Genomic DNA, 25483 nt, shown 5'->3' with positions numbered 1-25483 from the left:
CCTCCAGGGGGTGGGGCGGGTCAGCCTTCCAGGGCGTACTGCATGGCGCGGAACTTCGACTGCGCCTCGGCGAGCTCGGCGGCCGGGTCGGACCCACCCATGATGCCGCAACCTGCGAAAAGACGGGCGCGTGGCCCGTCGAGCTGGGCGCAGCGCAGCGCGATGCCCCACTCGCCGTCGCCCCGGGCGTCGATCCAGCCGATCGGCCCGGCGTAGCCGCCCCGGTCCATGTGCTCCAGCCGGGGGATCAGCGCGACCGCGTCGTCGGTCGGGGTGCCGCCGACGGCGGCCGTGGGGTGGAGCGCGGCCACCACGTCGAGCACCGACGCGCCGTCGTCGAGCTTCCCGGTGACCCGGCTGGCGAGGTGCTGCACGTTGGGCAGCGAGAGGAGCTCGGGTTCGGCCGGCACGTCGAGCTCGGCGCACAGCGGCTTGAGCGCGGCCTCGACCGAGGCGACCGCGCAGGTGTGCTCGTAGCGGTCTTTCGGCGAGTCGAACAGCGTGGCCGGGTCGGCGCCGCTGGGGATGGTGCCGGCCAGCACGAGCGACTCGATGGCCCGCCCGTTGTGCCGCACGAGCAGCTCGGGTGTGGCCCCGATGAGGCCGCCGACGGAGAAGGTGTAGCACTCGGGGTAGCGCGCGGCGAGCCGCGCCAGCGGGACGCGCGGGTCGATGTCGGCGTCGGCGGTCGCGACCAGGTCGCGGGCCAGCACGACCTTCTCCAGCTCCCCGGACGTGATGTGCCGCACGGCCGTGGCGACGGCGTTCTCCCAGCCGGGCGCGGTCAGCGCGCCGTCGGAGTAGCGGATCCGTCCCGGCGGGACGGCGGGCGTGACCAGGCCCAGGTTCTCCTCGCCCACGGTGGTCAGCCAGGCCTGCCCGTCGCGCCGGGCCACCACGACCCTCGGCACGACGAGGACCGACCCGGGCGAGGCGGGGTCGAAGGTGAAGCTGCCGAACGCGACCGGCCCGGAGCCGGGACGCCGGACACGATCGTCGATGTCGGCGTGCCCGAACGCGCCGGCCAGCCAGTCGCGGGCCCACGCGAACCGGCCGGGCCCCGGCGGTATGGTCGCCCGCAGCGCCTCGCCCCACGCCACCAGCCCGTCGCCGTGGTGCACCCACGTGTAGGCGGCCGGACCGGGCAGCAGGGAGATGAGGTCACCGGGGTCGCGTACCGGGACCGTGCGGACCACGAGCGGGGGATGAAGTCCGAGGGCGACGCTCACCTGACCCACTTTACGCAGAAACTGAACGTGTTCGACATCGGGTCCCTTTCGTCGGTACGCCGGTGTCAAGCCCCGATAGCAGCTTGGTCATGGAAGAGACGCCTGCCGCCTCGGTAATAGAGCCTTGGCGTTCGTGATCTCTACCTTTGGCTCCCGGAGGTGTCCATGATCAAGAAGATCACGCCGGTGGCCGCTGCCGTCGCGCTGCTCCTGTGGCCTGGAACGGTCCAGGCGTCAACCCCGCCGATGACGATCGCGGCGCTCGGCGACTCGATCACCGCGGGCTTCAACGCCTGCGGCTGGTACGTCGCCTGCACGTCCCGCTCGTGGGCGGCCGGCGACCACAAAGACGTCAACAGCCACTACCTGCGCCTGCTGGCCGACGGGGTGGACGTCAAGGGCCGCAACCGCAACTTCGCGTACAACGGCGCGACCAGCGACGACCTGATGGAGCAGATGGAGGAGGCGATCGAGGCCAAGGCGACCTACGTGACGATCCTCATCGGCGCCCAGGACGCGTGCGTGCGGACCGAGAGCCAGATGACCCCGGTGGCGACCTACCGGGCGCGGGTCGACGCGGCGCTGGCCAGGCTGGCCCCGACGGGCGCGCAGGTGCGCATCACCAGCATCCCCGACCTGAAGCGCCTGTGGCGGGTCGCCAAGGACAACCCGGTCGCGCGGGCGTTCTGGGGCATCGCGCGCATCTGCCAGACGATGCTGGCCAACCCGACCTCGACCGCCCGGAAGGACGAGGACCGCCGCGACCGGGTCCGGGCGCGGGTGATGGCGTACAACAACGAGATGGCCAAGGCCTGCGCCGCCTACGGGCCGCTGTGCCGCTACGACAACGGCGAGGTGTTCCGCTACGCCTTCCCGGTGTCGATGGTGAGCAAGTGGGACTTCTTCCACCCGAACGCCGAGGGGCAGAAGGCGATCGCGCGGTTGTCGTTCCAGCGGGTGGAATCGCCTGTCTAGAGTTGTCGGATCCGGGCGGGGGTCTTCGTCGAAGAGGTGAAGGGCCGCCCGCGAGGGGCGCCCCCAGCGCAGGAGATGATCCGCATGCAGTACCTCGTTTCCGTGATCTTCGACGAAGAGGGCCGGGCCACCGCCGAGGAGGAGGCCGCGATCGACGTCTTCAACGATCGCCTGGTCGCCGAGGGCCACTGGGTCTTCGCCGGGGGCCTCGGCGCCCCCGCGACGGCCACCGTGATCGACAACCGGGGCGGCGAGAGGCTGGTCACCGACGGGCCCTTCGTGGAGTCCAAGGAGTTCCTCGCGGGCTTCTGGATCATCGAGGCCGCCGACCTCGACGTGGCGCTCGGGCTCGCCGCCGAGGGGTCGCGGGCCTGCAACCGCAAGGTCGAGGTCCGGCCGTTCCTGTGACCGGCGCCGACGTCCGCGAGGCGATCACCCGGGCCCACCGTGACGAGTGGGCACGCGTGATCGCCGCCCTGACCAGGCGGTTCGGCGATCTCGACATCGCCGAGGAGGCGGCGGCCGAGGCGTTCGCGGCCGCCGTCGAGCGGTGGCCCCGCGACGGTGTGCCGCCCAACCCCGCCGCCTGGCTGACCCTGACCGCCAACCGCCGGGCGATCGACCGCGTCCGCCGCGAGAGCAAGCGGGACGACCGGCACCGGGAGGCTCGGATGCTCCACGACGACGATCCGCCCGAGCCCCTCGGCGCCGTCGACGACGCGCGGCTGCGGCTGATCTTCACCTGCTGCCATCCGGCGCTCGCGACGGAGACCCGGGTGGCGCTGACGCTGCGCATGGTCGCCGGGCTCACCGTGCCCGAGATCGCCCGTGCCTTCCTGGTCCGGGAGACCGCGATGGAGCGGCGCATCACCCGCGCCAAGGCCAAGATCAGGGACGCCCGCGTGCCCTATCGGGTGCCGTCGGCGGAGGATCTCCCGGAGCGCGTCTCCGGGGTGCTCGCCGTCCTGTTCCTCGTCTTCAACGAGGGCTATCTGGCGACCGGTCCCGGGACCGATCCGGTGCGGCCCGGCCTGACCGCCGAGGCGATCCGGCTCACCCGGCTGGTACGGGCCCTCCTGCCGGGCGACGGGGAGGTGGCGGGGCTGCTGGCGCTGATGCTCCTCATCGAGGCCCGCCGCGCCGCCCGGCTCTCCCGGACCGGCGAGCTGGTCACCCTCGACGAGCAGGACCGCGGGGCCTGGGACGCCGGCCTCGTCGCCGAGGGCCACCGGCTGGTGCGCGAACGCCTGGCCACCGGGGAGCCGCCGGGCCGCTACCAGATCCTCGCGGCGATCAACGCGGTGCACACCTCCGCCCGCGACGTCCGCGACACCGACTGGTCGCAGATCGTCGCCCTGTACGACCAGCTCGTCCGCCTCGACCGTTCGCCGGTCGTCGCGCTCAACCGGGCGGTTGCGGTCGCCGAGCTCGACGGGCCCGACGTGGCGCTGGCGGCCGTCGACCGTCTCGGCGGGGACCTCGCGGGCTACTGCCCCTTCCACGCGACCCGCGCCGACCTGCTCCGCCGGCTCGGCCGTAGCGGGGAGTCGCGGGCGGCGTACGACAGGGCGATCGAGCTGGCGGGCAACAGCGCGGAGATCGCCGCCCTGACGCGCCGCCGCGACCGGCTGGCGGGCTAGAGCCAGCCCTTCCGGCGGGCGACCCCGGCGGCCTCGACGCGGTTGCGGGTGCCGGTCTTGCCGATGGCCGACGACAGGTAGTTGCGGACCGTGCTCTCCGACAGGTGGAGGCGGGCGGCGAGGTCGGCGATCGTGGTGCCGTCGCCGGCGATGGCGAGGATCTCGCGTTCCCGCTCGGTCAGCGGGCTCGGGCCGGCCGACAACGCGGCGGCGGCCAGCGCGGGGTCGACGACACGTTCGCCGCGCAGCACCCGGCGGATGGCGTCGGCGAGGTCCTCGACGGGGCCGTCCTTGACGAGGAAGCCGCGGGCCCCGGCGTCCATGGCCCGGCGCAGGTAGCCGGGGCGGCCGAACGTGGTGAGGATCAGCACCCGGCAGGCGGGCAGCCGGTCGCGCAGGTCGGCGGCGGCCTCCAGACCGCCGCGGCCGGGCATCTCGATGTCGAGCAGGGCGACGTCGGGCCGCGCCGCCAGGGCGGCGGGCACGACCTCGGTGCCGTCGCCGACCTGGGCGACGACCTCCATGTCGGGTTCGAGGCCGAGCAGCAGGGCCAGGGCGCCGCGCATCATGCCCTGGTCTTCGGCCAGCAGCACACGGATCATCAGGGGGTGGCTCCTTCCGGGACGCCGACGGTCAGCGCGAACCCCCCGGCGGGGGCGTTCCCGGCGGTGAACCGGCCGCCCGCCGCCTCGACGCGTTCGCGCAGGCCGCCGAGCCCGTTCCCGGACGCGGGCCCGGTGACCCCGGTGCCGTCGTCGGCGATGGTCAGCTCGGCGCCGTCACCGTCACCGGCGCCCACGACGAGGGTGATGGCGCAGGTCCGGGCGGTGCTGTGGCGGATCACGTTGGTGACGCCCTCGCGCACCGCCCAGCCGAGCAGGGCGTCGGTCTCGGGCGTGAGCGGGCTCCGCGGGCTCCGTACGGTCAGCTCGATGCCGGCGGCGGTCAGCGCGTCGCGGGCGGAGGCGAGCTCGGCGTCGAGCCCGCGGCCCCGGTAGCCGGTGACGGCGGCCCTGACCTGGGTGAGGGCCTGGCGGCCGATCTCCTCGATGTCGGCGGCCTGCCGGGCGGCGGCCTCGCCGTCGCGGGGGGCCAGCCGCCGGACCACCTCGGCCTTGACGACCATGACGGACAGGGTGTGGCCGAGCAGGTCGTGCAGGTCGCGGGAGAAGCGCAGGCGCTCCTCCGAGACGGCCACCCGGGCGAGCTCCTTCCGGGTGGCCTGGAGTTCGGCGATGGTGTCCCAGAGCTGCACGATGATCCACGGCACCAGCCCGGCGACGAACACCCCCCACCCGGAGAAGGCGACGTTCAGCGCCCCGACGTCGCTCCTGACGGCGGCCACGACCGCGACGGCGGTGAGCGGCACCAGCAGCGCCACTCCGGGCCATCGGCGGACGACGGCTCCGGTGAGGATGGCGCTCATCGTGAGCGTGAACGACCAGGAGCCGCCGAAGGCCAGGGCGGCCGCCGAACTCGTGACGCCGAGCAGGGCCAGGGCGAGGTGCGACTGGCTGCGGGCGGTCCACAGGTAGAGGGCGATGATCGCGGCCACGGCCGCCCAGCGGGGGATCGAGGGCCGGACGGCCGTTTCCAGGACGGGCAGGGCCATGAGGAGGACCCAGAAGGTGAACCCTCCCTGACGGCTCGTCATGCATTCCTCCCGGCCCGGCGGAAACCGTACAAAGCGTAGAGGGTGAAGACGGCGGTCCACCCCAGCAGGAGGAGCACCGATCGCGGCGAGGGGGCCTCGCCGAAGAGCACCGCCCAGGGCAGGTTCGCGTACGCCGCCACCGGGCTCCACTCGCTCACGGCCTGGAGCCACCCGGGGAAGTTCGCGGCCGGGAACCACAGGCCGCCGACGATCGACAGGGCGATGTATCCGGCGAGGTTGGCGGCGGCCGAGTTCTGCGGGCTCAGCAGGTAGGCGTTGCCGAGGGCGAACAGGCTGAAGGGGATCGTGCCGATCCACAACAGCAGGGTGACCGCGACCCACTCGAACGGCGTCAGCGGCACCCCGTTGACCAGCGCCCCGGCGGTCAGGACGAGCAGGATCGAGGGCACCACGATGATCGCGCCGGTGGCGGCCTTCCCGGCGATGACCCGCCACGGCGGGATGGGCAGCACGGAGAGCTGGGCCAGCCAGCCGAGGGCCTTGTCCTCGCTCGTGCCGGTGCCGTTGCTGAACGCGCCGCCGAGCGCGCCGTAGGCGGCCATGCCCACCATGCTCCACGCCGCGGCGGCGGCCTGCGCCTCGGCTCCCTGCGCGCCCATGGCGAGGTTGCTGAAGATCAGGTACATGACGACCGGCAGGGTGAGGCTCATCACGATGAAGCCGTGGTCGCGCAGCATCTTGCGGACTTCGAGGCGGATGTAGGCGGTCATGCGATCCTCCCGGAGATGAGGGCGAGGAAGGCGTCCTCGAGGTCGCCGCCCTTCTTGATCTCGGCGCTGGTGCCGTCGGCGATGAGACGGCCGCGGTTCAGCACGACGATGCGGTCGGCGAACCGGTCGGCCTCGTCGAGGTGGTGGCTGGAGAAGACGACGGTGCGGCCGCTGGTCGACAGGCCGTCCCAGAAGTCGCGGCGGGCCTCGACGTCGAGCCCGGCGGTGGGTTCGTCGAGCACGAGCAGCTTCGGGTCGCCGGCCAGGGCCAGGGCGAACCGCACCCGCTGGCGCTGCCCGCCCGACAGCCGGTCGACCCGCGTGCGGTCGAGGCCGGCGAGCCCCGCCTGGGCGAGGATCTCGTCGTAGGGGAGGGGCGCGGGGAAGACGGCGCGGGCGAACCGCACGATCTCGCGGACGGTGACGCGGGGCGGCAGCCCGATCTCCTGCTGCATGACCCCGACGAGCCCGTCGTTCACCGCCGAGCGCGAGTCGCGGCCGAAGACGGAGGTGGTGCCGGCGTCGGGCGCGAGCAGCCCGAGCAGCACGCTGATGGTGGTGGTCTTGCCCGCGCCGTTGGGCCCGAGCAGGGCCAGGCGCTGCCCCTGGGGGACCGTCAGGCTGAGGCCGTCGACGGCGAGGACGTGCCGGTAGGCCTTGCGCAGGCCCCGGATGACGATGGCGTCGGTCATGACGACGACGCTATTTCCGGCGGCGGCGCGGTCGTAGGGAGCCGGATCCCGAGATCGGCGGGACAAATGTCCTAGTGGAACAGCCCGAGTTGCTCCGCCTCCGGCGCCCGCGACGGCCGGGCGGCCGGGCGGACCGCGCGCTCCCCGATCCCGTGTTCCCGGGCCAGCTCGGCCACCTGGGCGGTGATCCGCCGCTGGTAGGCCTTGGGCGCGTAGGCGCCGCGCCCGTAGAGCTCCCGGTAGCGCGGCACCAGGCGGGGGTGCTCGCGGGCCAGCCAGTCGAGCCACCATTCGCGCGCGCCGGTGCGCAGGTGGAGCAGCAGCGGGGTCACTCCGGTGGCCCCCGCCTCGGCGATCTCCTTCACGGTCGCCCTGAGCTGGGCGGGGGAGTCGGTGAGGTAGGGCAGGATCGGCGCCATCAGCACCGAACAGGGGATGCCGGCCTCGTTGAGCGTGGCGACGGCGCCGAGCCGGGCGCGGGGGCTCGGGGTGCCGGGTTCGGTGGCCCGCCAGGCGGCGGGGTGGGTGGTGCCGATCGACATGGCGGTGGACACCCGCGTCCGCCCGGCCGCCTCGGTGAGCAGGTCGAGGTCGCGGAGGATGAGCGTGCCCTTGGTCAGGACGGAGAAGGGGTTGGCGAACTCGGTGAGGGCCCGGATGATGCCCGGCATCAGCCGGTAGCGCCCCTCGCACCGCTGGTAGGGGTCGACGTTGGTGCCCATCGCGATGGGGTCGCCCTGCCAGCGCTGCGCGGCGAGCTCGCGGCGCAGCAGTTCGGCGGCGTTGGTCTTCACGATGATCTTCGTGTCGAAGTCGTGGCCCGCGTCGAGGTCGAGGTAGGTGTGGGTGTTGCGGGCGAAGCAGTAGAGGCAGGCGTGGGTGCAGCCCCGGTAGGGGTTGAGGGTCCACTCGAAGGGGACGCGGCCGGCGCCGGGGACGCGGTTGACGATCGAGCGGGCGTGGATCTCGTAGAAGGTGACGCCGCGGAACTCGGGCGTGTCGATCGTGCGGACGACCGCACCCTTGGTGATCAGGGCGTTGTCGGGTCGTTCGGGGAGGAGTTGCAGGTTGTCCCAGCGCATCCCATGATTGGAACACCTGTTCGATCATGATCGCAACGGAAAGCGGGGGCAAATCGCACCCCACCAAACGGCTAACGATCTTCTTTAGGGGGAACGACGTCCGCACACACCTTGCATCCCTGGGAGGTGCGCCATGTCCTGGTCGCAAGACGAGGAGCGGATGCTGGCGATGATCGAGCGGCACCTCACAGACGAGGATCCGCGGCTGGCCGCCCGTTTAGAGTCGTTCAACGAGCGGGTGGAGCGCGGCGAGCGCAATCGCCGCCGCACCGACAAGAAGAGACGCCGGTGGCGGCGGTCGACGGTGGTGATCGCGGTGAGCTGGTTGCTGATCGCGACGTTGATCGCGATGCTGCTGGTGATGGCCTTCCACAACGACGCGGCGGCGGTTCCCTTCTAGTTCCGGTTACGGCTCCCGCCCGCCCGGCACCGCCCGCCGACCCCCGTCCGGGCCCTCCACCGGCGCCGGCCGCCCGCTCCAGGCGGCCCGCCGTCACGGGTCACGGGGCCCGGTAAATGCTTTGTCCGCGCCATTCCCCCATGTCTACAGTGACCCGCATGGCTTCTGCATTCTGCTGCCCCTTCTTCATTCGCATCCGCCACGGCCGGGCTCTGGCCCGCTAGCGGACGCGATTCATTCTCTGAACTGAGGGCATTTCGCGTCCCAGGCGCGCCCAGGGCCCTTCGAGACCCCATGAATCTCGAAGACCCAGAAGGGCAGTGCTGTGGCGCAGAATTTCGCGCACGGAAACTATTCGCATACCCAGAAGAAGGCCAGGAACAGCGGTGGCGGCCGCACGCCCGCCGACGGCGCGCGCCGGACGCTCTCGCAGAACTTCCTGGTCGACCGGCACGCCGTCGAACTGATGGTGAAGGCCGCCGCGCCGGAGGGGCTCGTGCTGGAGCCCGGCGCGGGGGAGGGCGCGCTCACGTTCGCGCTGGCCGAGGTGGCCGCGCGGGTGGTCGCCTACGAGATCGACCCCCGGCTCGCGGGGCGGCTCGCCTCCCGTACGCAAGACGATCCGGCCATCGAAGTGGTGAGAGGTGATTTCACGCGTGCGCGGGTACCACGGGAGCCGTTCGCGGTGGTGGGGAACATTCCCTATTCGGTCACTTCGAAGATCGTCGACTGGTGTCTTCGGGCGCCGGATCTATCGTCGGCGACGCTACTGACCCAGCGGGAGTACGCCCGCAAGCGCACCGGCGACTACGGCCGCTGGAGCCTGGTCACGGTCGAGTCGTGGCCGTGGTTCCACTGGCGGCTCGGGCACACCGTCTTCCGGGAGTCGTTCCGCCCGGTGCCGTCGGTCGACTCGGCGATCCTGCGGATCGAGCGCAGGCCCGAGCCGCTGGTGTGCGACCGGGGCTCCTACCGGCGGCTGGTCGAGCTCGGCTTCGGCGGGACCGGCGGTTCGGTGCGGGCCTCGCTGAAGACCCGGTACGAGGGGGTGGACGCCGCCCTGTCGGCGGCGGGGGTGCCCCGCGACGCCGTCGTGGGACACGTCCACCCCGACCAGTGGGTCGCGTTGTGGCGTCACCTGTGCTGACCTCGCGTGAGCCAGATCGCGGCGAGCTGCCGGGCGGCCAGCGCCGGCGGCGTGGCGCGCAGCAGCGTGTCGCGTAGCCAGGCGGCCGGGCCGGTCCGGGTGGTGAGCCGCGACTGACGGCTGGAGGCGGCCATGAGCCGGTTGGCTCGTGGCCGCCTTTCGGCGTCGTAGCGGCCGAGCCGTTCGGCCGCCTCGGCCGGGGTCGCGCCCTCAAGGTGTTCGACCAGGGCCGCGGCGTCCTCGAAGGCCTGGCTCGCGCCCTGCCCCAGATCGGGGGTCATGCCGTGGGCGGCGTCGCCCAGCAGGCAGATCCTGCCGGTCGCGTAGGTCGCCAGCGGCTTGGCCAGCCGGGTGATGGGGTCGACGTGGACGTCTGCCACGGCGGTCGCCCGCAGGACGGCCGGCACGGCCGGGTGCCAGTCCGCCATGAGCTCGGCCACCTGCTCCCGGGCCTGCTCCGGCTCCGGGACGGTCGCGGGCATGGGGGTGTCGGTGAACCAGTACAGGCCGCCCGGCCCCATCGGGAACAGGCCGAACATCGCGCCGCTGTGCCGGTCGATGAGAATCGCGGTGAGCAGGTCTTCGACGCCGGGGATCGTGCCGAGCGTGCCGCGCAGGTCGAGGCGGCCGGTCCGTTCGGTGCCCGGGTGAGCGGGGAACAGGCGGGCGCGCAGGCGGCTGCCGATCCCGTCGGCCACGACCACGGCGTCGGCGTCGGCGTCGTCGACGCCGTCGACGAGCACGCGACCGGGCTCCTCGGCGAGGCCGCCGACGGCGACGCCCGTCCGGATACAGTCGGCCGGCAGCCGCTCCCGCAGGGTGCGGTGCAGAACGGCGCGGTCGACGACGATGGTCTGGCCGTAGCGTTCCTGGGCCTTGGCGGCGTCGGTGACCAGGAGCGGACGGCCGGCGCGGTCGCGCAGCCCGCCCTGGGTGGTGGGCGCGGCGTGCTCCCGCAGGGGCGCGCCCAGGCCGAGGCTGTCGAGGGCGGCGAGGCCGTTGGGCATGACGACGATGCCGGTGCCGGTTTCGCGCAGGTCGGGGGCGCGTTCGTAGAGGGTGACGTCGTGGCCGGTCAGGTGGAGGCCGGTGGCGGCGGTGACGCCGCCGAGCCCGGCCCCGACGATGGCGATTCTCATGGGGGTCCCGTCATTCACTACGGTCGTACTAGTACTGCTATTGGTAGCATGGCCGGGTGCCGCCCACCAATCCGGACCGCCGCCGGGCCCTCACCGACGCCGCCATCGCGCTGCTCGCCTCGTCGGGGGTGCACGGCCTGACCCACCGCACCGCCGAACGCGCGGCGGGGCTGCCGACCGGCACGGCCTCCAACTACTTCCGCAACCGTGAGGCCCTGCTCGTCGCCGCGGCCGAACGGGTGGTCGAGCTCCACCTGGCCGACATGGACGCCGCCGCCGGCCGCCTGACGGGAGAGCCCGACCTGGTCGAGTTGCTGACCGACTCGCTCCTGGGCGCGGCGACCGTGCTGCGCGACCGCTACCTGGCCATCTTCGAGCTCCGCCTGGAGGCGGTCCGCCGCCCCGAACTCAACCGGGCCCTGGAGGGCCTTCAGGCGGTGGCGACGGTGTTCACGGCCGGGCACCATGCCCAGCTCGGGCTCGCGATCCCGCCCGAGCGGGTGCCGGGGCTGATCGCGCTCTACGGCGGCGCGCTGTTCACCCTGGTCACAGCCCCGGCGGGCACGGTCACGCGGGAAGGGGTCGAGCGGATCGTGCGCGCGATGGTCCCCGCGCCGCCGCCGGTCGCGGGCGGCGGCGGGCGGGCCGGCTAGGGCTCCTGGCGGGTGATGGCCGGGTGCAGGGCGACGACGATCCGGTGGTCGCGGCCTCCCGGTGACTGTTCGTCGTGGTAGCGGGAGACGAGGGAGGCCACGGCGGCCGACAGTTCCTCGGCGAAGGCGGCCCGGTCGCGGGGGCTGGCGAAGCGGACGGCGCCGTCGATCGCGAACGTGGCGACCTTCTGCTGGGCGCGCTCCGAGCGGGTGATCAGCGCGCCGACGTCCTTCACGAGCTGGGCCGCCACGGCGAGCAGCCACGCCGCCGACAGGCGGTCGGGCCGCCGGGAGGGATCGGGTTCGACCGCGCCCAGCGCGGCGGGCGAGATGACGTAGGAACCGGCGGTGGCGCGCATGACCCGCTCGGTGACGTTGCCCTTGCGGCGTTCTTCGACGAGCTCGACCAGGCCGTGCTTCTCCAGCGTCTTCAGGTGGTAGTTGACCTTCTGCCGGGGCAGGCCGATCTTGGTGGCGAGCTGCGTGGCCGAGCCGGGCTCGGCCAGTTCGGCCAGGATGCGGGCGCGGACCGGGTCGAGGGAGACCTCGGCGGCCGCGGGGTCGTCGATGACCGCCACTTCGAACATGGCCTCAGGTTCTCACCGACAAGAAAAATTGTCAAAAGCCCCGCAAGAAATCGGCCGCCACGGGCGCGGCCACCTTGCCGCCGCCTCCGCCGCCCTCCACCACGACCGCGAACGCCACGTCGTCGCGGTAGCCGTGGAACCACGCGTGGGAGGGCAGCTCGGGCCCGCTGCCGTATTCGGCCGTGCCCGTCTTGCCGTAGGCGCCGCTGGGCAGCCCGGCCGACTTGGCGGTGCCCTTCGAGACCACGGCCCGCATCATCCCGCGCAGGTCGTCGGCCACCCCGTCGGGCAGCGGCCGTTCCTTGGCCTTCTGCTTCAGGCCCGGGACCAGCGTCGGGGGCCGCCAGGTGCCGTCGGCGACGGCCGCCGCGACCGAGGCCATGATCAGCGGGCTGGCGATGATCTTCGCCTGGCCGAACGACTCGGCGGCGAGCTCGGCGTCGGAGGTCGCCTTCGGCATGCTGCCCTTGCTCGCCGGCACGCCGATGTTGAGCGGCTGGTTGAAGCCGAGGCTGCCGGCGGCGTCGTAGAGGCCCTCGGCGCCGAGGTGCTCCTGGGCCAGCGGGGCGAAGGTGGTGTTGCAGGAGTAGGCGAAGGAGTCGCTGAAGCTGATCGTCCCGTACTCCGCGTTGTCGCTGTTGCGGATCTTCAGGCCGCCGACGACCGCGTTCTCCGGGCAGGTCACGCTCTCGCCCGGGTCGACGCCCTTGGCCAGCAGGGCGGCGGCGGTGACCGTCTTGAAGGTCGAGCCGGGGGCGTACTGGCCGTTGAGGGCGCGGTTGAAGTCGCCGCGGTTGTTGGCGATGGCCAGGACCTCGCCGGTCGAGGGGCGGATGGCCACGAGCGAGGCGGGCTTGTCGAGATCGCGGATGGCGTTGGCGGCGGCGTTCTGGATCGTCATGTCCAGGCTGGTCCTGACCGGTTCGCCCTTCTCGCCCTTGATCGACTCAAGGGGTTTGTCGCCGGCCATGACGTCGGTGGTGGGGGTGCCGGCCAGGCGTTTCTGGAAGGTCTCCTGGAGGCCGCCGCGTCCGATCGCCTGGTTCTTCCGGTAGGCGGGGCCGAGTTTCGCGACGTCCTTGTCGTCCGCCTTGTCGAGGAACCCGGCCAGTTGCTGCACCGACCCGCCCACGTCGGTGCCGTCGATGCGGTTGCCGTCGGCGTCGGTGAGCGCGGCCCGCTGCGGCCAGGTGGTCTTCAGCGCCAGCTTGGCGGTGCCGTCGATGCCGGGGTGGAGCGCCTGCGGCTTCCAGTCGACCTTCCACTGCCGGTCGAACACGACCAGGTCGAAGGTGCCCGTGTACGTCCAGGGCCCGACGTCGGCGATGTCGAGGGTGGCCGTGTAGGACGCCTCGTAGCGGTCGTCGCCGGCGGGGGCGACCTGGCCCAGCTCGACGTCCTTGACGGTCGCCTTCAGATCCTTCGCGATCGAGGCGGTGACGGTGTCGAAGGCGGCCGGAACCGGGGTGACCAGCTGGCCCTTCATCGCCGTCAGGTCGTCGGCCGCCCAGGCGGCGGCGTAGAGACGGGCGGTCTCCTGAGGGGTGCCGCGTGTGTGCAGCACCCACCAGGCGCCGGCTCCGCCGCCCGCGGCGGCGACCACGCACGCCACCGAAATGATCGCTATCGTTCGTCCCCGCACGGCGACGAGCTTAGCGAATTCGTTACGAATTGGGCCGTTTGGCGTAGCTGGGCACGTACTCCTGGCCGGAGAGTTCGCGGATGGCGTCCATGATCTGGTCGGTGACCTCGCGCCGGTCGCGGGCCTTGGCGGCGTCGCCCTCGAAGGTCATCGGCTTGCCGATCGTGACGTCGATGCGGTGCACGCGCGGCACCGACGCGCCCGGCGGCAGCACCTTGTCGGTGCCCGCCAGCGCCACCGGCAGCACCGGCGCGCCGGTGGTCAGGGTCAGCCAGGCGACGCCGATCTTGCCCTTGTAGAGGCGGCCGTCGGGGGAGCGGGTGCCCTCGGGGTAGATGCCGAACAGCCCGCCGTCGTTCAGGATGCCGGCGGCGGCGTCGAGCATCGCCTGGGCGGCGCCGGCGCTGTCGCGGTCGATCGCGAGGTTGCCGCTCATGATCACGCGGGTGATCGGGCTGCCGGTGAAGTATTCGTTCTTGGCGACGAAGGTGACCGGGCGGGGCATCAGCGCGGGCAGGAAGAAGGAGTCGAGCGCGGACAGGTGGTTGGCGGCGATGATCGCCGGACCCGTCTCCGGGACGTGCTCCATCCCCACGACGCGCGGACGCCAGAGCGCGTGCATCACGGGAACGCTGACGACTTTGGCGACGCGGTAGAACAGCGACGACAAGGGGGCTCCTCCCTCGGTTGACCGCTCCAAGCCTAGGTGTCGCCGGGACCGAGAGACGACGATGCCCCGCGCTGGGGCGGGGCATCGCTGGAGAACGTTTTAGGCCGGTGTGGTGGTCGCCTCCTCGGCGAGATGCACAACACGGTTCCAGCCGAACGGTATTCCGTGAAGGCGGTATATGCGGCCCGGGGGACACATCCACACCGGCACTACGTAGTTAACCACACGCGGGGGCTCCGTGTTCCCGCCCCGTAGGCTGGCCGCATGCCGATCACGACCCGCGCCCTCAACCGTGCCCTGCTCGCCCGCCAGGGTCTGCTGGAGCGGATGCGGCTCCCGCTGCCCGTCGTGGCGGAGCGGATCGGCGCGCTGCAGATGCAGTACTGGCCCGCGCTGGGCCCCGCGTTGTGGAGCCGCGCCCACGAGCTCGCGCCCGAGTCGCACTGGCACGCCCACTCCACCGGCGACCTGGTCACCGGCACCCTGCTGCGCGGCACCATCCACACCGTCACCCCGGCCGACTACCCGGCCTACGCGGCGGTGTCGGCGGCCTCCAAGGTGGGGTCGTTCCGGGCCGGTCCAGAACCCGAGATCGGCGAGCTGCTCGACCTGGTGCGCGAGATGGGCGCCACCCCGCGTCCGGTCGCCGAACTGGTGGCCGCGATCGACGAGTGGGTGGTCGCGCACCCGGGCGTGTTGTCCGACCGCGAGATCGAGCTCCAGCGCCTCTACCGGTGGACGTCGGTGATGATGCGGGTCGGGTTCATCCGCGTTCCGGCCGAGGGCACGTGGTCGAGGCGCACCCCGGTGCTGTTCGCGGCCGGCCCGGCCAAGGAGTTCCCGCCGCTGCCGGAGGCGCTCGACTTCGTCGTCCGCCGCCACCTGGGGGCGTTCGGCCCGGCCGCCGCCGAGGACGTCGCGTCGTGGATCGCCTGGAACATCACACCGGTCCGCGCCGCCCTGGAGGCCATGCCCGACCTGGTCACGTTCACCGACGAGGACGGCCGCACCCTCTACGACCTGCCCGGCGCGCCCCGGCCGGGCGAAGACGCCGAGGCGCCGGTCCGGCTGCTGCCGTGGTTCGACAGCACCCTGCTGGCCTACGCCCCCGCCCGCCGCGCCCGCATCCTGCCCGAAGCCCACAAGGACCAGGTCTACGTGAAGGCCAACGGCCAGTTCAAGCCGTCGTTCCTGGTCGACGGGCGGGTCGCCGGGTTGTGGACGATGGCGACGGCCAAGGGCGGGGCGGTGACGCTGGTCCTGACCCCGCTGGAGCCGGTCCCGACCCTGGCCAAGGCCGAGCTGGTCGCCGAGGCCAAGCGGTTGCTGGAGTTCACCCACCCGACCGCGACCTCCCATGAGGTGGTGTTCCGGGGTTAGAGTCCCCGCGCCATGCGGCGCCGGGCCAGGTGGAGCCCGAGGAGCGCGGTCACCACGGCCGCCGACGCGCCCCACACGACCGGCGCGTCGAGGAACCGCCCGGCGAACAGGGCACGCTCGGCCTCCACGACGTAGGTGACCGGGTTGGCGGCGGCGGCCACCTGCAACCAGCCCGGCCCGTTCTCCACCGGCAGCAGCACGCCCGACAGCAGCAGCAGCGGGAACATGACGACCTGGGTGACCCCGTAGAACAGCTCCCCGCCGGGCGCCGAGACGATGGCCAGCAGGAACGACAACCCGCCGAGCCCGATCCCGAACACGACGAGCAGCGTCAGCCCGGTCAGCACGCCCGGGACGTGCAGGTCGAGGCCGAGCGGGACGGCCAGCCCGATGATCAGGACCGCCTGGGCCAGCAGGACGACGAACTCCTTCAGCGTCCGGCCGACCAGCAGGGCGGTCCGGCTGACCGGGGTGACGAGCAGGCGCTCCATCGAGCCGCCGATGAGGTCGAGGAGCAGGAAGTATCCGGCCATCAGCGGCCCCGACAGGCACATCATGATCAGGATGCCGGGCACGAACCACTGCCAGGCCGGGCCCGGCGTGTCGGTGCCCTTCTCCAGCAGGGGGCCGAACAGATAGAGGAACAGCAGCGGCTGGGCCATGGTGAAGACGAGCGAGAGGGGATCGCGCCAGACGGGGGCGAACTCGCGGGTGAAGATCGTGGCGGTGTCGCGGAGGAAGGTCATGGTCAGGCGTCCTCGTCCTGGATGGTGCGGCCCGTCAGGGCCAGGAACACGTCGTCGAGGGTCGGGCGGGAGCTCTCGGCCGTGTCGGCCTTCAAGCCGGCCGCGTCCAGGGCGCGCAGGAACTCGGGCAGCGCGCGGTCGGCCGCCGCCACGCGCAAGGTCAGCTTCGGGCCGTCGCGGGTGACGTCGGCCGCGCCGGGCAGGCCCATCGCCAGTTCGGCCGCGCGGGGCGTGTCGGCCGGGTCGTGGAGGGTGACGGTCAGGCGGTCGCCGGCCAGGTCGGCCTTGAGGCCGCGGGCGGTGCCGTCGGCGATGATGCGGCCCTGGTCGATGACGACGACGCGTTCGGCCATCGCGTCGGCCTCGTCCAGGTAGTGGGTGGTCAGGAACAGGGTGGTGCCGTGGTCGGCGCGCAGGCGCAGGATGTGCGACCAGATGTCGGCGCGGCTGGCCGGGTCGAGGCCGGTCGAGGGTTCGTCCAGGAACAGCAGGGGCGGGCGGTTCATCAGGCCGAGCGCGATGTCCAGGCGGCGGCGCTGGCCGCCCGACAACGTCGACGGCTTGCGGGCGAACAGGCCGTCGAGGCCGACCACCGTCAGCAGTTCCTCGGCCCGCGACCGGGCCGCGCGGCGGGTCATGCCGTAGCAGCGGCCCTGGGTGACCAGTTCGTCGCCGATCCGGAACGCCTCGCCGGCGCCGCCCTTCTGGCCGATGTAGCCGATCCGGGCGCGCACGGCCGCCGCCTCGGTGGTGACGTCGTGACCGGCCACCCGGGCCGTCCCGGAGGTCGGCGGGAGCAGCCCGGTCAGCATCCGCAGGCAGGTCGACTTGCCGGCGCCGTTGGGGCCGAGGAAGGCCACGAGCTGACCGGCCGCCACGTCGAGGTCGACGCCGCGCACGGCGTCGACGGAGGTCTTCTTGAGGGTGTACGTCTTGGTCAGGCCACGGGCATGGATCATGAACCCTCCAGGTTTCGGGTTTTGGGGCAGGCCAAAGAAACCCCTGGTCGGGGGCGTTTCGGGATCGCCCCCATCCTGACCGGCCCGCGGGGCCCCAGGCAAACGTGAAAAGTACATTCACATTCGCTCTGACCTGCGGAAACGCCGGAGGGTGGCAGGTGTGCACCGAGGGTGAAACGGCCTTTGAGCTGGGCGGCAACCGGTTTTTGAAGATTTTTTGATCGGGGGCGATACGGTCGGGTCCATGAAGTACGCGCTGATGATCTACGGCACGCAGGCGGGGTACGCGGCGTTCTCGCCCGAGGAGTTCCAGACCCTGGTCGACCGCCACGACGCCTGGATCGCCGAACTCCGCGAGACCGGCGAGCTGGTGGCCGCGCAGGGCCTCGAAGGCGAAGACCAGGCCAGGTCGGTGCGGGTGCGCGACGGGATCCCCGTGGTCACCGACGGGCCGTTCGTGGAGGCCAAGGAGTTCCTGGCCAGTTTCTACATCGTCGAGTGCTCGGCCGAACGGGCCGTCGAACTGGCGGCCGGGCTGCCGGAGGCCGAGTTCTCCGCCGTCGAGGTGAGACCGGTGTACGAGGGCTCATGACCGGCGTCGACGCGGTGACCGACCGCCTGCTGCGGGAGCTGGCGCCGCAGGTGCTCGCGGTGCTGGTGCGCCGCTGGGGCCGCTTCGACGCGTGCGAGGACGCCGTCCAGGAGGCCCTGCTGGCAGCGGCGCTCCAGTGGCCCGTCGAGGGCGTCCCGGCGTCCCCGAAGGCGTGGCTGGTGACCGTCGCCGGCCGCCGCCTGGCCGACGAGGCGCGCGGCGACCAGGCGCGCGAACGCCGCGAGGAACGCGTCGCGGCGATGCCCGGCCCCGGCGACGACGTGGAGCACCACGACGACACCCTCACCCTGCTGTTCCTGTGCTGCCATCCGTCGATCTCGCCGTCGTCGCAGGTCGCCCTCACCCTGCGGGCCGTGGGCGGGTTGACGACGGGGCAGATCGCGCGGGCGTTCCTGGTCCCCGAGGCGACCATGGGCCAGCGCATCAGCCGGGCCAAGCAGTCGGTCAGGGCCGCCGGAGCCCGGTTCGAGCCGCCCCCGGCGGCCGAGTGGGAGGGACGGCTCGCGGTCGTCCTGCACGTCCTCTACCTGATCTTCAACGAGGGCTACGCCGCCAGCGCCGGAGAGGGGCTGCTCGACGTCGAGCTGACCGCCGAGGCGATCCGGCTGACCCGGCGGCTCCACGGGCTGCTGCCCGGCGACGGCGAGGTGTCCGGGCTGCTGGCCCTGATGCTGCTCACCGACGCCCGCCGCCCCGCCCGGACCGGCCCCGGCGGGACCCTGATCCCACTCGCCGAACAGGACCGTTCCCGCTGGAACCGGGCCCTCATCGCCGAGGGCACCGACCTGATCACCGAGACCCTGCGCTCGGCGTCGCTCGGCCCCTACCAGGTGCAGGCCGCCATCGCGGCCGTCCACGACGAGGCCCCCAGCGCCGCCCAGACCGACTGGCGGCAGATCCTGGTCCTGTACGCCACCCTCAAGCGCTTCTGGCCCGGCCCCATGGTGTCCCTCAACCACGCCGTCGCCGTCGCCATGGTCGACGGCCCCGCCGCCGGCCTCGACCTCCTGACCGAGGTCGAGCAGGACCCCCGGCTGAAGGGCCACCACCGCGTGGAGGCGGTCCGGGCCCACCTGCTCGACATGGCCGGCGACCTCGACGGCGCCCGCGCCGCCTACGCCAAGGCCGCGCGCCAGACCGCGAACCAGCCCGAACGGCGCTACCTGGAGCACAAGGCACGCCAGGCGGACCGCAGAATGGACAGGTGATGCGAGAACTCGCCGGCCTGGTCGGCGACGGGGGCGTGGTGGTCCTCAGCGGCGCGGGCCTGTCGACCGAGTCGGGCATCCCCGACTACCGGGGCGAGACCGGCCGGGCCCGCCGAGCCGACCCGATGACCTACCAGACCTTCACCACCAGCGCCGCCGCCCGGCGCCGCTACTGGGCCCGCAGCCACGTCGGCTGGCGCCACATGGGCCGCGTCGAACCCAACGCCGGCCACCACGCGGTCGCCCGCCTCGAACGGCTCGGCCTCGTCGACGGCGTGGTGACCCAGAACGTCGACGGCCTCCACCAGGCGGCCGGCAGCCGGCGCGTGGTCGAGCTCCACGGCGGCCTCGACCGGGTCGCCTGCCTCCGCTGCCGGGCCCGTGTCCCCCGCACCGAACTCGACGACCGCCTGAGGGCGGCCAACCCCGGCTTCGACGCGGCCGTCGGCCCCATCAACCCCGACGGAGACGCCGTCGTCCCCGACGAACTGGTGGCCGGGTTCACCGTGGTCGACTGCGCGGGCTGCGGCGGCCTGCTCAAGCCCGACGTGGTCTTCTTCGGCGAGAACGTGCCCCGGCCGCGCGTCGACGAGTGCTTCGCGATGGTGGCCGCGGCCCGGCTGCTGCTGGTGCTGGGCTCGTCGCTGACCGTCCGGTCGGGGCGCCGTTTCGTCGACCGGGCCGAGGCGCTCGGCATCCCGATCGCGATCGTCAACCAGGGCCCGACCGGCGGAGACGCCCAGGCGCTCCTCAAACTCGACGCGCCCCTCGGAGAGACGCTGACGGTGCTGGCGGGCTGACTTCAACACTTCGGCGGCGAGAGCCGTCTAGGTGATGTGACCTCCGACCCCGACTTCGCCGCGTTCGCCGCCGAACGCGCCGACGCCCTCTTACGGTACGGCTACGTCCTGAGCGGCGACCCCCACGACGCGGCCGACCTCACGCAGGAGGCGCTGGCGCGGCTGCACCGGGCGTGGCCGCGCGTCCGGCGGAAGGACGACCCGGAGGCCTACGTGCGGGTCGTCATGGCCCGCCTGCACATCAGCGTCTGGCGGCGGCGCCGCCGCGAGAGCCTGTCCGTCGACCCGCCCGACCGAGCGTGGGAGGACGAGCGTCCCTCCGACCGCGAGCAGGGACTGTGGCGGGCGCTGACGGTGCTGCCCCGCAAACAGCGCGCCGTGCTGGTGCTGCGCTACTACGAGGACCTGACCGACGCCGAGATAGCCCGGGTGCTGGGCATCGCGCGCGGCACCGTCCGCAGCCACGCGAGCCACGGCCTGGCCCGCCTGCGCACCGTCATCGGAGACACCGCGACCGACAGGAGCCTGCGATGACGCTGGAAGACGACCTGCGCGCCACGCTGGCGCGCGCCGCGACCCACGCCCCCGTCGCCCCGCCCGGCCTGCTCGACGGGGTCGCCCGCCGTCGCCGCCGCCGGGCCCGGTCCCGGCTGCTCGCCTCGGCGGCCGCCGTCGTGCTGGCCGCGACCGGGACGGTGCTCGCCGTCCGGCACGAGAGGCCCGAGCCCGTGGTGGTCACCCCGTCCCTGCCGGCCATCACCCAGGAGCAGGTGGCGGGGTCGCCGCCGGTCGAAGAGGTGTGGCCCGGCGCGGTCCAGATCGCCCCGGCCTCATTGAAGAACGGCAAGCGGCTGCGGCCGCTGCTCATCGCCGACGACCACACCACGCTGCTGACGACCTGGAGCTCCCACGAGAGGGCCGGCGCGGTCTACGCCTACGACCAGCGCACCCGCGAGTTGCGCCAGGTCACGCTCGTGCCCTCCCGCAAGGGCGAGATCGCCGACGGATTCGTGGTCGCGGGTGACCGGCTGGTCTGGCACGTCAAGACCGACACCTCCGCGACCCTGTGGCGGGCGCCGCTGGCCGGGGGGACCGCCGAACGGCTGCCGGGCACGCTGCCGCACGTGCCGTGGGCCACCGACCTGGTCCGCGACCGCCTCGTCTACTCCGCGGGCGACATCGGCGTCTTCAGCGTCCCGGTGACGGGCGGGCCGCCCGCGCCGGTGCCGGGCGGCGAGGGGCTGCACCTGCTGGAGTGGCCCTGGGCGGGCGACCCCTTCCGGCCCTCCGACGGCGAGAAGGACGTGCGCTTCCGGCGGCTCGTCAACCTGGAGACCGGGGAGGTCCGCCACGCCGCCCTCACTCCGGGCGACCGCTACGTCGTCTGCGGGGTGAGCACCTGCTCCGGGCTGCACGCCGACGGCAGGCCCTACGCGCGCGCCCGGGACGGGTCGGGCGAGCGGCAGGTGCCCGACCTGCCGCAGGGGCTGGCCGCCGACCGGTTCATGGCCCCGACGGTCACCGGCCGGGACGAGGTCGAGCAGTACGTCGTCGACGTGGTCACCGGGCGGTCCGGCAGCCTGGAGCTGAACGTCCCCCTGGACGGGGGCGAGCGGTCCTTCACCACGATGGGCGTGACCGTGGACGACCGGGACATGCTCAGCGCGCATCGGACCGGAGACGACACATTGGTGTTCATCGACCTGAAGCGGATAACCTCGGGCTCGTGATCGACGAGATCGGCGCCGTGGCGGCGCGTCATCTGGGGCGTCCGGCCCGGTCGGTGGTCAAGCTCGGCGAAGGCTGGGACAACGTCGCCTACGAGGTCGACGGCGACCTGATCGTGCGCGGCAGCAAGGAGGGCGGCGCGGAGGAGGTCCGCCGCGAGGCCGCGCTGCTCGCCGTCGTCGCGGAGGTCTCGCCCGTGCCGACCCCTCAGGTCGTCTTCGTGGACGATCAGGCGGGTGTGATGGCGTACCGGAAACTGGCGGGGGAACCCCTCGACAGCCGGCTCGGGCTCGCGGTCGCCGCACCACTGGGGGCCTTCCTCGCGGCCATGAACGCGGTGCCGAGGGAGCGCGTCGCCGACCTGGTGGAGGTCGACGACGAACCGTTCTACGCCTGGCTGGCCGGGACCATCGAGGAGTACAAGGAGGTCGTCAGGGACCATGTGCCCGACGACCTGCGCGACCCCGTTGAGAGGTTCCTCCGCGAGAACCCGCCGCGGAACGAGACCAAGACGCTGGCGTTCTGCCACAACGACCTCGGCGCCGAACACGTGCTGACCGACGGCACGACCGTCACCGGGGTCATCGACTGGACCGACGCCGCGATCTCCGACCCCGCCTACGACCTCGGCCTGGTCCTGCGCGACCTCGGCCCCGAGGTGTTCGCCGAGACGCTGCGCCACTACCGCGCCCACGGCGGCGACGCCGGGCCGACGGTGGAGACGCGCGCCCGGTTCTACGCGCGCTGCGCGCTCATCGAGGACATCGCCTACGGCCTGACCCAGCCCGGCGCCCGCCACTACGCCGAAGAGGGCCTGTCCCACCTGGCCTGGACGTTCGCCGACAACTGACGCAACACCCGCATCGTGTCGCCGGCCCGCTCCGGCGGCACGAACAGGTGGTCGTGGAAGTAGGCGGCCACCACGTTGCACGGGATGCCCTCCGCCGCCAGCGCGGCCGTGACGGCGGCCAGCATCCCGACGGCGGCCAGCGACGAGTGCACCCGCAACGTGATCCAGCGGCACGGGAAGACGCCCTCGGCCTGGCCGTGCGGGACCACCAGGGTCACGCCTTCGGGCTCGGTGAACGTCAGCACCGGGGTGAGGCCCGGTGGCGGCTCGGCGGCGGTAGCGAAGACGTAGACGCCGTCGTGGAGCACGGGGTCGAGGCCGGCCAGCAGGGTGGCGAGGTCGTGTTCGCCGGGCGTCATCCGATGACCGCCGCGACGATCTGGGACGGGTCGCGTTCGAGGTTGTCGCGGCTGTGGATGTAGATGTCGGTGGTCGACGAACTCGAATGGCCGAGCGCCTGCTGCAGTTGCTTGACCGAGGCGCCCCGGTCGCTGGCGACCGTCGCGAAGGTGTGGCGCAGGGCGTGGGGGGTCACCTTCGACTCCAGGCCCGCGGCCTTGGCGACCTTCACGACCAGGCGGTAGGCGTCGGCGCGGTCGAGGGCCCGGCCGCCCGCCGTGGCGAAGAGCGGGCCCGACAACCGCTCCCTGGCGACGCCCGCCAGGCGGGCGCGGTCGTCGAGATAGGCGTCGAGGGCGGCCGCGGTGGCGGGCGGCAGGTTGCGCACGCGGGTCTTCTGCCCCTTCCCGACGATCCTGAGGGTACGGTGGCCGCGCTGGTGACCCAGGTCGTCGATCGTGGCCGCCAGCGCCTCCGACACACGCGGGCCCAGCTCGATCATCAGCCGGATGAACGCGGCCGTGCGGAGGGCGGTCGGGCCCCTCGTCGCGTCGGCCGCCGCCACGAGGGCGCGGGCCTCCTCTTCGGTGAGGCCGACGGTCTCCGACTGGAAACGTTCGACCTTGGGGCGGCGTACCCGGGTGAAGGGGTTGGACTCCAGGACGCCCTCGTCGGTCGCGTAGGCGTACCACGACGAGATCGCCGACAACTTCCGCGCGAGGGTGCGCGGGGAGACCGGTTCGAGCCAGCGGGCGAACGCGTCGCCGTGGACGCGGACGGCCCGCAGCGGGTGGATCTCGTGCCGCTCGCAGAAGGCGAGCCACTGACCCAGGTCGGAGCCGTAGGCCGAGCGCGTGTGGGGGGAGGAGAACGACAGCAGCCAGGCCTGGGTGAGCCGGTCGAGCACCGCCTCGACGTCACGGGCCACCACGCCGTCGATCACACGTTCGGGCAGACTCATGATCGTCAGGATACTCCGGCGCGCGCCAGCAGCAGGGCCCTCTCGCGCTCGTTGCGCGTCAGCGCCGCCGCCCGGCGGAACTCGGCCCTGGCCTCCTCGTCGCGGCCCAGCCTGGCCAGCAGATCGCCCCGCACGCTGGGCAGCAGGTGGTAACTCCGCAGCGCCGGCTCGCCGGCCAGCTCGTCGACCAGGGCCAGCCCGGCCGCGGGACCGTAGGCCATCGCCAGCGCCACCGCCCGGTTCAGCTCCACGACCGGCGACGGCACCTCTTCGGCCAGCCGTTCGTAGAGGGCCGCGATGCGGGCCCAGTCGGTCGCCTCCGCCGTCTCGGCCCGCGCGTGACAGGCGGCGATGGCGGCCTGGAGCGCGTACGGCCCCGTCCCCGCCCGCTCCAGCGCCGCCAGCCCCGCCGCGATCCGGTCGCGGTCCCACTTCGAGCGGTCCTGGTCGGACAGGAGGATCGGATCGCCGTGCTCGTCGGTACGCGCGCCCAACCGTGACGCCTGGATCTCCAGGAGCGCCCGCAGCCCGTAGACCTCGGGCTCCTTCGGCAGGAGGTCGGCCAGCAGGCGGGCCAGCCGCAGCGCCTCCGCGCACAGGTGCGGCCTGATCCAGTCGTCTCCCGCGGTGGCGGTGTACCCCTCGTTGAAGATCAGGTAGACCACCTCCAGCACGGCTTCCAGGCGCTCGCCCAGCTCCTCGCGGCCCGGCACCTCGAAGGGCACCCGCTCGCCCGCGAGGGTCTTCTTCGCACGGGAGATCCGCTGGGCCATCGTCGCCTCCGGGGACAGGAACGCCCGCGCGATCTCGTCGGTGCTCAGCCCGCCGAGCAGCCGCAACGTCAGCGCCACCCGCGTCTGCGTGGTCAGGACCGGATGACAGGCGACGAAGACCAGCCGCAGGACGTCGTCCTCGATGGCGTCCGGATCGGGTTGCTCCTCGACGCCGGTGACGGTCCGGGCCAGTTCGGCGAGCTTCTCGTCGTGGCGTTCCCGGCGCCGGAACAGGTCGACGGCCCGGCGTTTCGCGACCGTGGTCAGCCACGCCCCCGGCCGGTCCGGCACGCCGTCCCGCGGCCACTGTTCGAGGGCCGCCAGCAGGGCGTCCTGGGCCAGCTCCTCGGCCAGGCCGACATCGCCGGTGAGCCGCGTCAGCCCGGCGACGACCCGGGCCGCCTCGGCCCGCCAGACCTCTTCCACCACGTGGTGCGCCTTGTTGGTCACCGCGCCATTCCACCAGACTGGGCGGATGCGATTCATGATCATGGGCCGGGGGAACGAGGCCACCGAAGCCGGGGTGTTGCCGAGTGACGAACTCATCGAGGCCATGCAGGCCTACAACGACTCCATGGCGGAGGCCGGCGTCCTGCTGTCGGCCGAGGCGCTGCACCCGATGACGCGGGGGGCGCGGATCTCGTACCGGAAGGGGAAGGCCGTCGTCATCGACGGGCCGTTCACCGAGACGAAGGAGGTCATCGCCGGGTTCTGGATCATCGAGGTGGAATCCAAGGAGGAGGCGGTGGCCTGGGCGTTGAAGATGCCCTACGTCCAGGACGGGGAGGAGGGGGTGGAGATCCGGGAGGTGTTCGAGGTGCCGGAACTGGACGAACGCATCGCGGAGGAACGGGCTCGGGGGGAGCGGTGAGGGGGCGTGGGTCG

At 72.8% G+C, this 25483-nt stretch carries 29 protein-coding genes; 14 read left to right on the top strand and 15 right to left on the bottom strand.

Going from position 1 to position 25483, the window contains the following annotated elements:
• Positions 1-20: 20 nt before the first annotated feature.
• On the bottom strand, positions 21-1229 hold the full coding sequence (locus tag AW273_RS10310) for an isochorismate synthase (protein WP_083949655.1): 1209 nt from the start codon (positions 1227-1229) through the stop codon (positions 21-23).
• Between the two features lie 165 nt (positions 1230-1394).
• Between AW273_RS10310 and AW273_RS10305 the strand changes: the two genes are divergently transcribed.
• The 3 genes from AW273_RS10305 (at position 1395) to AW273_RS10295 (ending at position 3844) form a co-directional block, all read left to right on the top strand.
• Positions 1395-2204, top strand: coding sequence for a GDSL-type esterase/lipase family protein (locus AW273_RS10305; protein WP_062347619.1), 810 nt, complete (start codon positions 1395-1397; stop codon positions 2202-2204).
• 84 nt (positions 2205-2288) lie between these two features.
• Positions 2289-2612 carry a YciI family protein gene (locus AW273_RS10300; RefSeq protein ID WP_062347983.1) on the top strand — a complete coding sequence of 108 codons (324 nt, stop codon included), beginning with the start codon at positions 2289-2291 and terminating at the stop codon, positions 2610-2612.
• Complete coding sequence (locus AW273_RS10295; protein ID WP_062347617.1) at positions 2609-3844, top strand: RNA polymerase sigma factor; 1236 nt, start codon at positions 2609-2611, stop codon at positions 3842-3844. Before AW273_RS10300 ends, AW273_RS10295 begins: the two co-directional genes overlap by 4 nt.
• Here AW273_RS10295 and AW273_RS10290 read toward each other — a convergent pair.
• The 5 genes from AW273_RS10290 to AW273_RS10270 form a co-directional block, all read right to left on the bottom strand.
• Positions 3841-4446, bottom strand: a complete 606-nt coding sequence (locus AW273_RS10290) for a response regulator transcription factor (protein ID WP_062347615.1) — start codon at positions 4444-4446, stop codon at positions 3841-3843. The genes AW273_RS10295 and AW273_RS10290 overlap by 4 nt on opposite strands.
• A complete protein-coding gene (locus AW273_RS10285; RefSeq protein WP_062347606.1) occupies positions 4446-5498 on the bottom strand; it encodes a sensor histidine kinase in 1053 nt (350 codons plus the stop codon). The genes AW273_RS10290 and AW273_RS10285 overlap by 1 nt, the downstream gene beginning before the upstream one ends.
• Positions 5495-6229: an ABC transporter permease gene (locus AW273_RS10280; protein WP_062347604.1), complete on the bottom strand. Its 735-nt coding sequence runs from the start codon at positions 6227-6229 to the stop codon at positions 5495-5497. Before AW273_RS10280 ends, AW273_RS10285 begins: the two co-directional genes overlap by 4 nt.
• Positions 6226-6921, bottom strand: a complete 696-nt coding sequence (locus tag AW273_RS10275; protein WP_062347602.1) for an ABC transporter ATP-binding protein — start codon at positions 6919-6921, stop codon at positions 6226-6228. Before AW273_RS10275 ends, AW273_RS10280 begins: the two co-directional genes overlap by 4 nt.
• A gap of 71 nt (positions 6922-6992) precedes the next feature.
• A complete protein-coding gene (locus AW273_RS10270; RefSeq protein ID WP_062347600.1) occupies positions 6993-8003 on the bottom strand; it encodes an Rv2578c family radical SAM protein in 1011 nt (336 codons plus the stop codon).
• A 133-nt stretch (positions 8004-8136) separates the two neighbouring features.
• Between AW273_RS10270 and AW273_RS10265 the strand changes: the two genes are divergently transcribed.
• Positions 8137-8403, top strand: coding sequence for a DUF3040 domain-containing protein (locus tag AW273_RS10265; protein ID WP_062347598.1), 267 nt, complete (start codon positions 8137-8139; stop codon positions 8401-8403).
• A gap of 325 nt (positions 8404-8728) precedes the next feature.
• Complete coding sequence (gene erm, locus AW273_RS10260; RefSeq protein ID WP_062347596.1) at positions 8729-9550, top strand: ErmE/ErmH/ErmO/ErmR family 23S rRNA (adenine(2058)-N(6))-methyltransferase; 822 nt, start codon at positions 8729-8731, stop codon at positions 9548-9550.
• Here the strand turns inward: erm and AW273_RS10255 are convergent.
• Entirely contained in the window at positions 9538-10689 is a 1152-nt protein-coding gene (locus AW273_RS10255) for an FAD-dependent monooxygenase (RefSeq protein WP_062347595.1), read from the bottom strand. The two genes, erm and AW273_RS10255, sit on opposite strands and share 13 nt — an antisense overlap.
• 56 nt (positions 10690-10745) lie before the next feature.
• Between AW273_RS10255 and AW273_RS10250 the strand changes: the two genes are divergently transcribed.
• Positions 10746-11342, top strand: a complete 597-nt coding sequence (locus AW273_RS10250; protein WP_062347592.1) for a TetR/AcrR family transcriptional regulator — start codon at positions 10746-10748, stop codon at positions 11340-11342.
• Here AW273_RS10250 and AW273_RS10245 read toward each other — a convergent pair.
• Genes AW273_RS10245 through AW273_RS10235 form a run of 3 tightly spaced genes read right to left on the bottom strand, consistent with a single transcriptional unit; the run spans position 11339 to position 14241 of the window.
• On the bottom strand, positions 11339-11929 hold the full coding sequence (locus AW273_RS10245) for an ArsR/SmtB family transcription factor (protein ID WP_198168099.1): 591 nt from the start codon (positions 11927-11929) through the stop codon (positions 11339-11341). The genes AW273_RS10250 and AW273_RS10245 overlap by 4 nt on opposite strands.
• 31 nt (positions 11930-11960) lie before the next feature.
• Complete coding sequence (locus tag AW273_RS10240; protein ID WP_062347590.1) at positions 11961-13571, bottom strand: penicillin-binding transpeptidase domain-containing protein; 1611 nt, start codon at positions 13569-13571, stop codon at positions 11961-11963.
• 22 nt (positions 13572-13593) lie between these two features.
• Positions 13594-14241 (bottom strand): lysophospholipid acyltransferase family protein, encoded by a 648-nt coding sequence (locus AW273_RS10235; RefSeq protein WP_232327261.1) that lies wholly within the window; start codon positions 14239-14241, stop codon positions 13594-13596.
• Positions 14242-14505: 264 nt separating this feature from the next.
• On the opposite strand from AW273_RS10235, the gene AW273_RS10230 reads away from it, so the two are divergent.
• Positions 14506-15621, top strand: coding sequence for a winged helix DNA-binding domain-containing protein (locus tag AW273_RS10230; protein ID WP_062347588.1), 1116 nt, complete (start codon positions 14506-14508; stop codon positions 15619-15621).
• Here the strand turns inward: AW273_RS10230 and AW273_RS10225 are convergent.
• Positions 15618-16367 (bottom strand): ABC transporter permease, encoded by a 750-nt coding sequence (locus AW273_RS10225; RefSeq protein WP_062347586.1) that lies wholly within the window; start codon positions 16365-16367, stop codon positions 15618-15620. The genes AW273_RS10230 and AW273_RS10225 overlap by 4 nt on opposite strands.
• 2 nt (positions 16368-16369) lie before the next feature.
• Positions 16370-17326, bottom strand: a complete 957-nt coding sequence (locus AW273_RS10220; RefSeq protein ID WP_062347585.1) for an ATP-binding cassette domain-containing protein — start codon at positions 17324-17326, stop codon at positions 16370-16372.
• Between the two features lie 244 nt (positions 17327-17570).
• Here AW273_RS10220 and AW273_RS10215 point away from each other — a divergent pair, with 244 nt between their 5' ends.
• From AW273_RS10215 to AW273_RS10190, 6 genes are read left to right on the top strand one after another with little or no spacing between them, the layout of a single operon-like run.
• Positions 17571-17918 carry a YciI family protein gene (locus AW273_RS10215; protein ID WP_062347583.1) on the top strand — a complete coding sequence of 116 codons (348 nt, stop codon included), beginning with the start codon at positions 17571-17573 and terminating at the stop codon, positions 17916-17918.
• Positions 17915-19147 carry an RNA polymerase sigma factor gene (locus tag AW273_RS10210; RefSeq protein WP_062347581.1) on the top strand — a complete coding sequence of 411 codons (1233 nt, stop codon included), beginning with the start codon at positions 17915-17917 and terminating at the stop codon, positions 19145-19147. The genes AW273_RS10215 and AW273_RS10210 overlap by 4 nt, the downstream gene beginning before the upstream one ends.
• Entirely contained in the window at positions 19147-19947 is an 801-nt protein-coding gene (locus AW273_RS10205) for an NAD-dependent protein deacetylase (protein WP_062347579.1), read from the top strand. Before AW273_RS10210 ends, AW273_RS10205 begins: the two co-directional genes overlap by 1 nt.
• 36 nt (positions 19948-19983) lie before the next feature.
• The gene (locus AW273_RS10200; RefSeq protein WP_062347577.1) at positions 19984-20481 is read left to right on the top strand and encodes a SigE family RNA polymerase sigma factor; all 498 of its coding nucleotides are present in this window, start codon (positions 19984-19986) and stop codon (positions 20479-20481) included.
• Positions 20478-21677, top strand: coding sequence for a hypothetical protein (locus AW273_RS10195; protein WP_062347575.1), 1200 nt, complete (start codon positions 20478-20480; stop codon positions 21675-21677). Before AW273_RS10200 ends, AW273_RS10195 begins: the two co-directional genes overlap by 4 nt.
• Positions 21674-22525 (top strand): phosphotransferase family protein, encoded by an 852-nt coding sequence (locus AW273_RS10190; RefSeq protein WP_198168098.1) that lies wholly within the window; start codon positions 21674-21676, stop codon positions 22523-22525. The genes AW273_RS10195 and AW273_RS10190 overlap by 4 nt, the downstream gene beginning before the upstream one ends.
• Here the strand turns inward: AW273_RS10190 and AW273_RS10185 are convergent.
• From AW273_RS10185 to AW273_RS10175, 3 genes are read right to left on the bottom strand one after another with little or no spacing between them, the layout of a single operon-like run.
• Complete coding sequence (locus AW273_RS10185) at positions 22474-22884, bottom strand: ACT domain-containing protein (RefSeq protein WP_062347573.1); 411 nt, start codon at positions 22882-22884, stop codon at positions 22474-22476. The two genes, AW273_RS10190 and AW273_RS10185, sit on opposite strands and share 52 nt — an antisense overlap.
• On the bottom strand, positions 22881-23825 hold the full coding sequence (locus AW273_RS10180) for a tyrosine-type recombinase/integrase (protein ID WP_083949654.1): 945 nt from the start codon (positions 23823-23825) through the stop codon (positions 22881-22883). The genes AW273_RS10185 and AW273_RS10180 overlap by 4 nt, the downstream gene beginning before the upstream one ends.
• Positions 23826-23830: 5 nt before the next feature.
• A complete protein-coding gene (locus AW273_RS10175) occupies positions 23831-25048 on the bottom strand; it encodes an RNA polymerase sigma factor (protein WP_232327259.1) in 1218 nt (405 codons plus the stop codon).
• A gap of 25 nt (positions 25049-25073) precedes the next feature.
• Here AW273_RS10175 and AW273_RS10170 point away from each other — a divergent pair, with 25 nt between their 5' ends.
• Positions 25074-25469 (top strand): YciI family protein, encoded by a 396-nt coding sequence (locus AW273_RS10170; protein ID WP_062347569.1) that lies wholly within the window; start codon positions 25074-25076, stop codon positions 25467-25469.
• The last annotated feature ends 14 nt before the right edge of the window (positions 25470-25483 follow it).

This window comes from Herbidospora yilanensis (assembly GCF_001570565.1).
GTDB classification, from domain to species: domain Bacteria; phylum Actinomycetota; class Actinomycetes; order Streptosporangiales; family Streptosporangiaceae; genus Herbidospora; species Herbidospora yilanensis.
The sequence above is the reverse complement of the archived record's forward strand: the minus strand, read 5'-3'. Positions and strand labels throughout refer to the sequence as shown.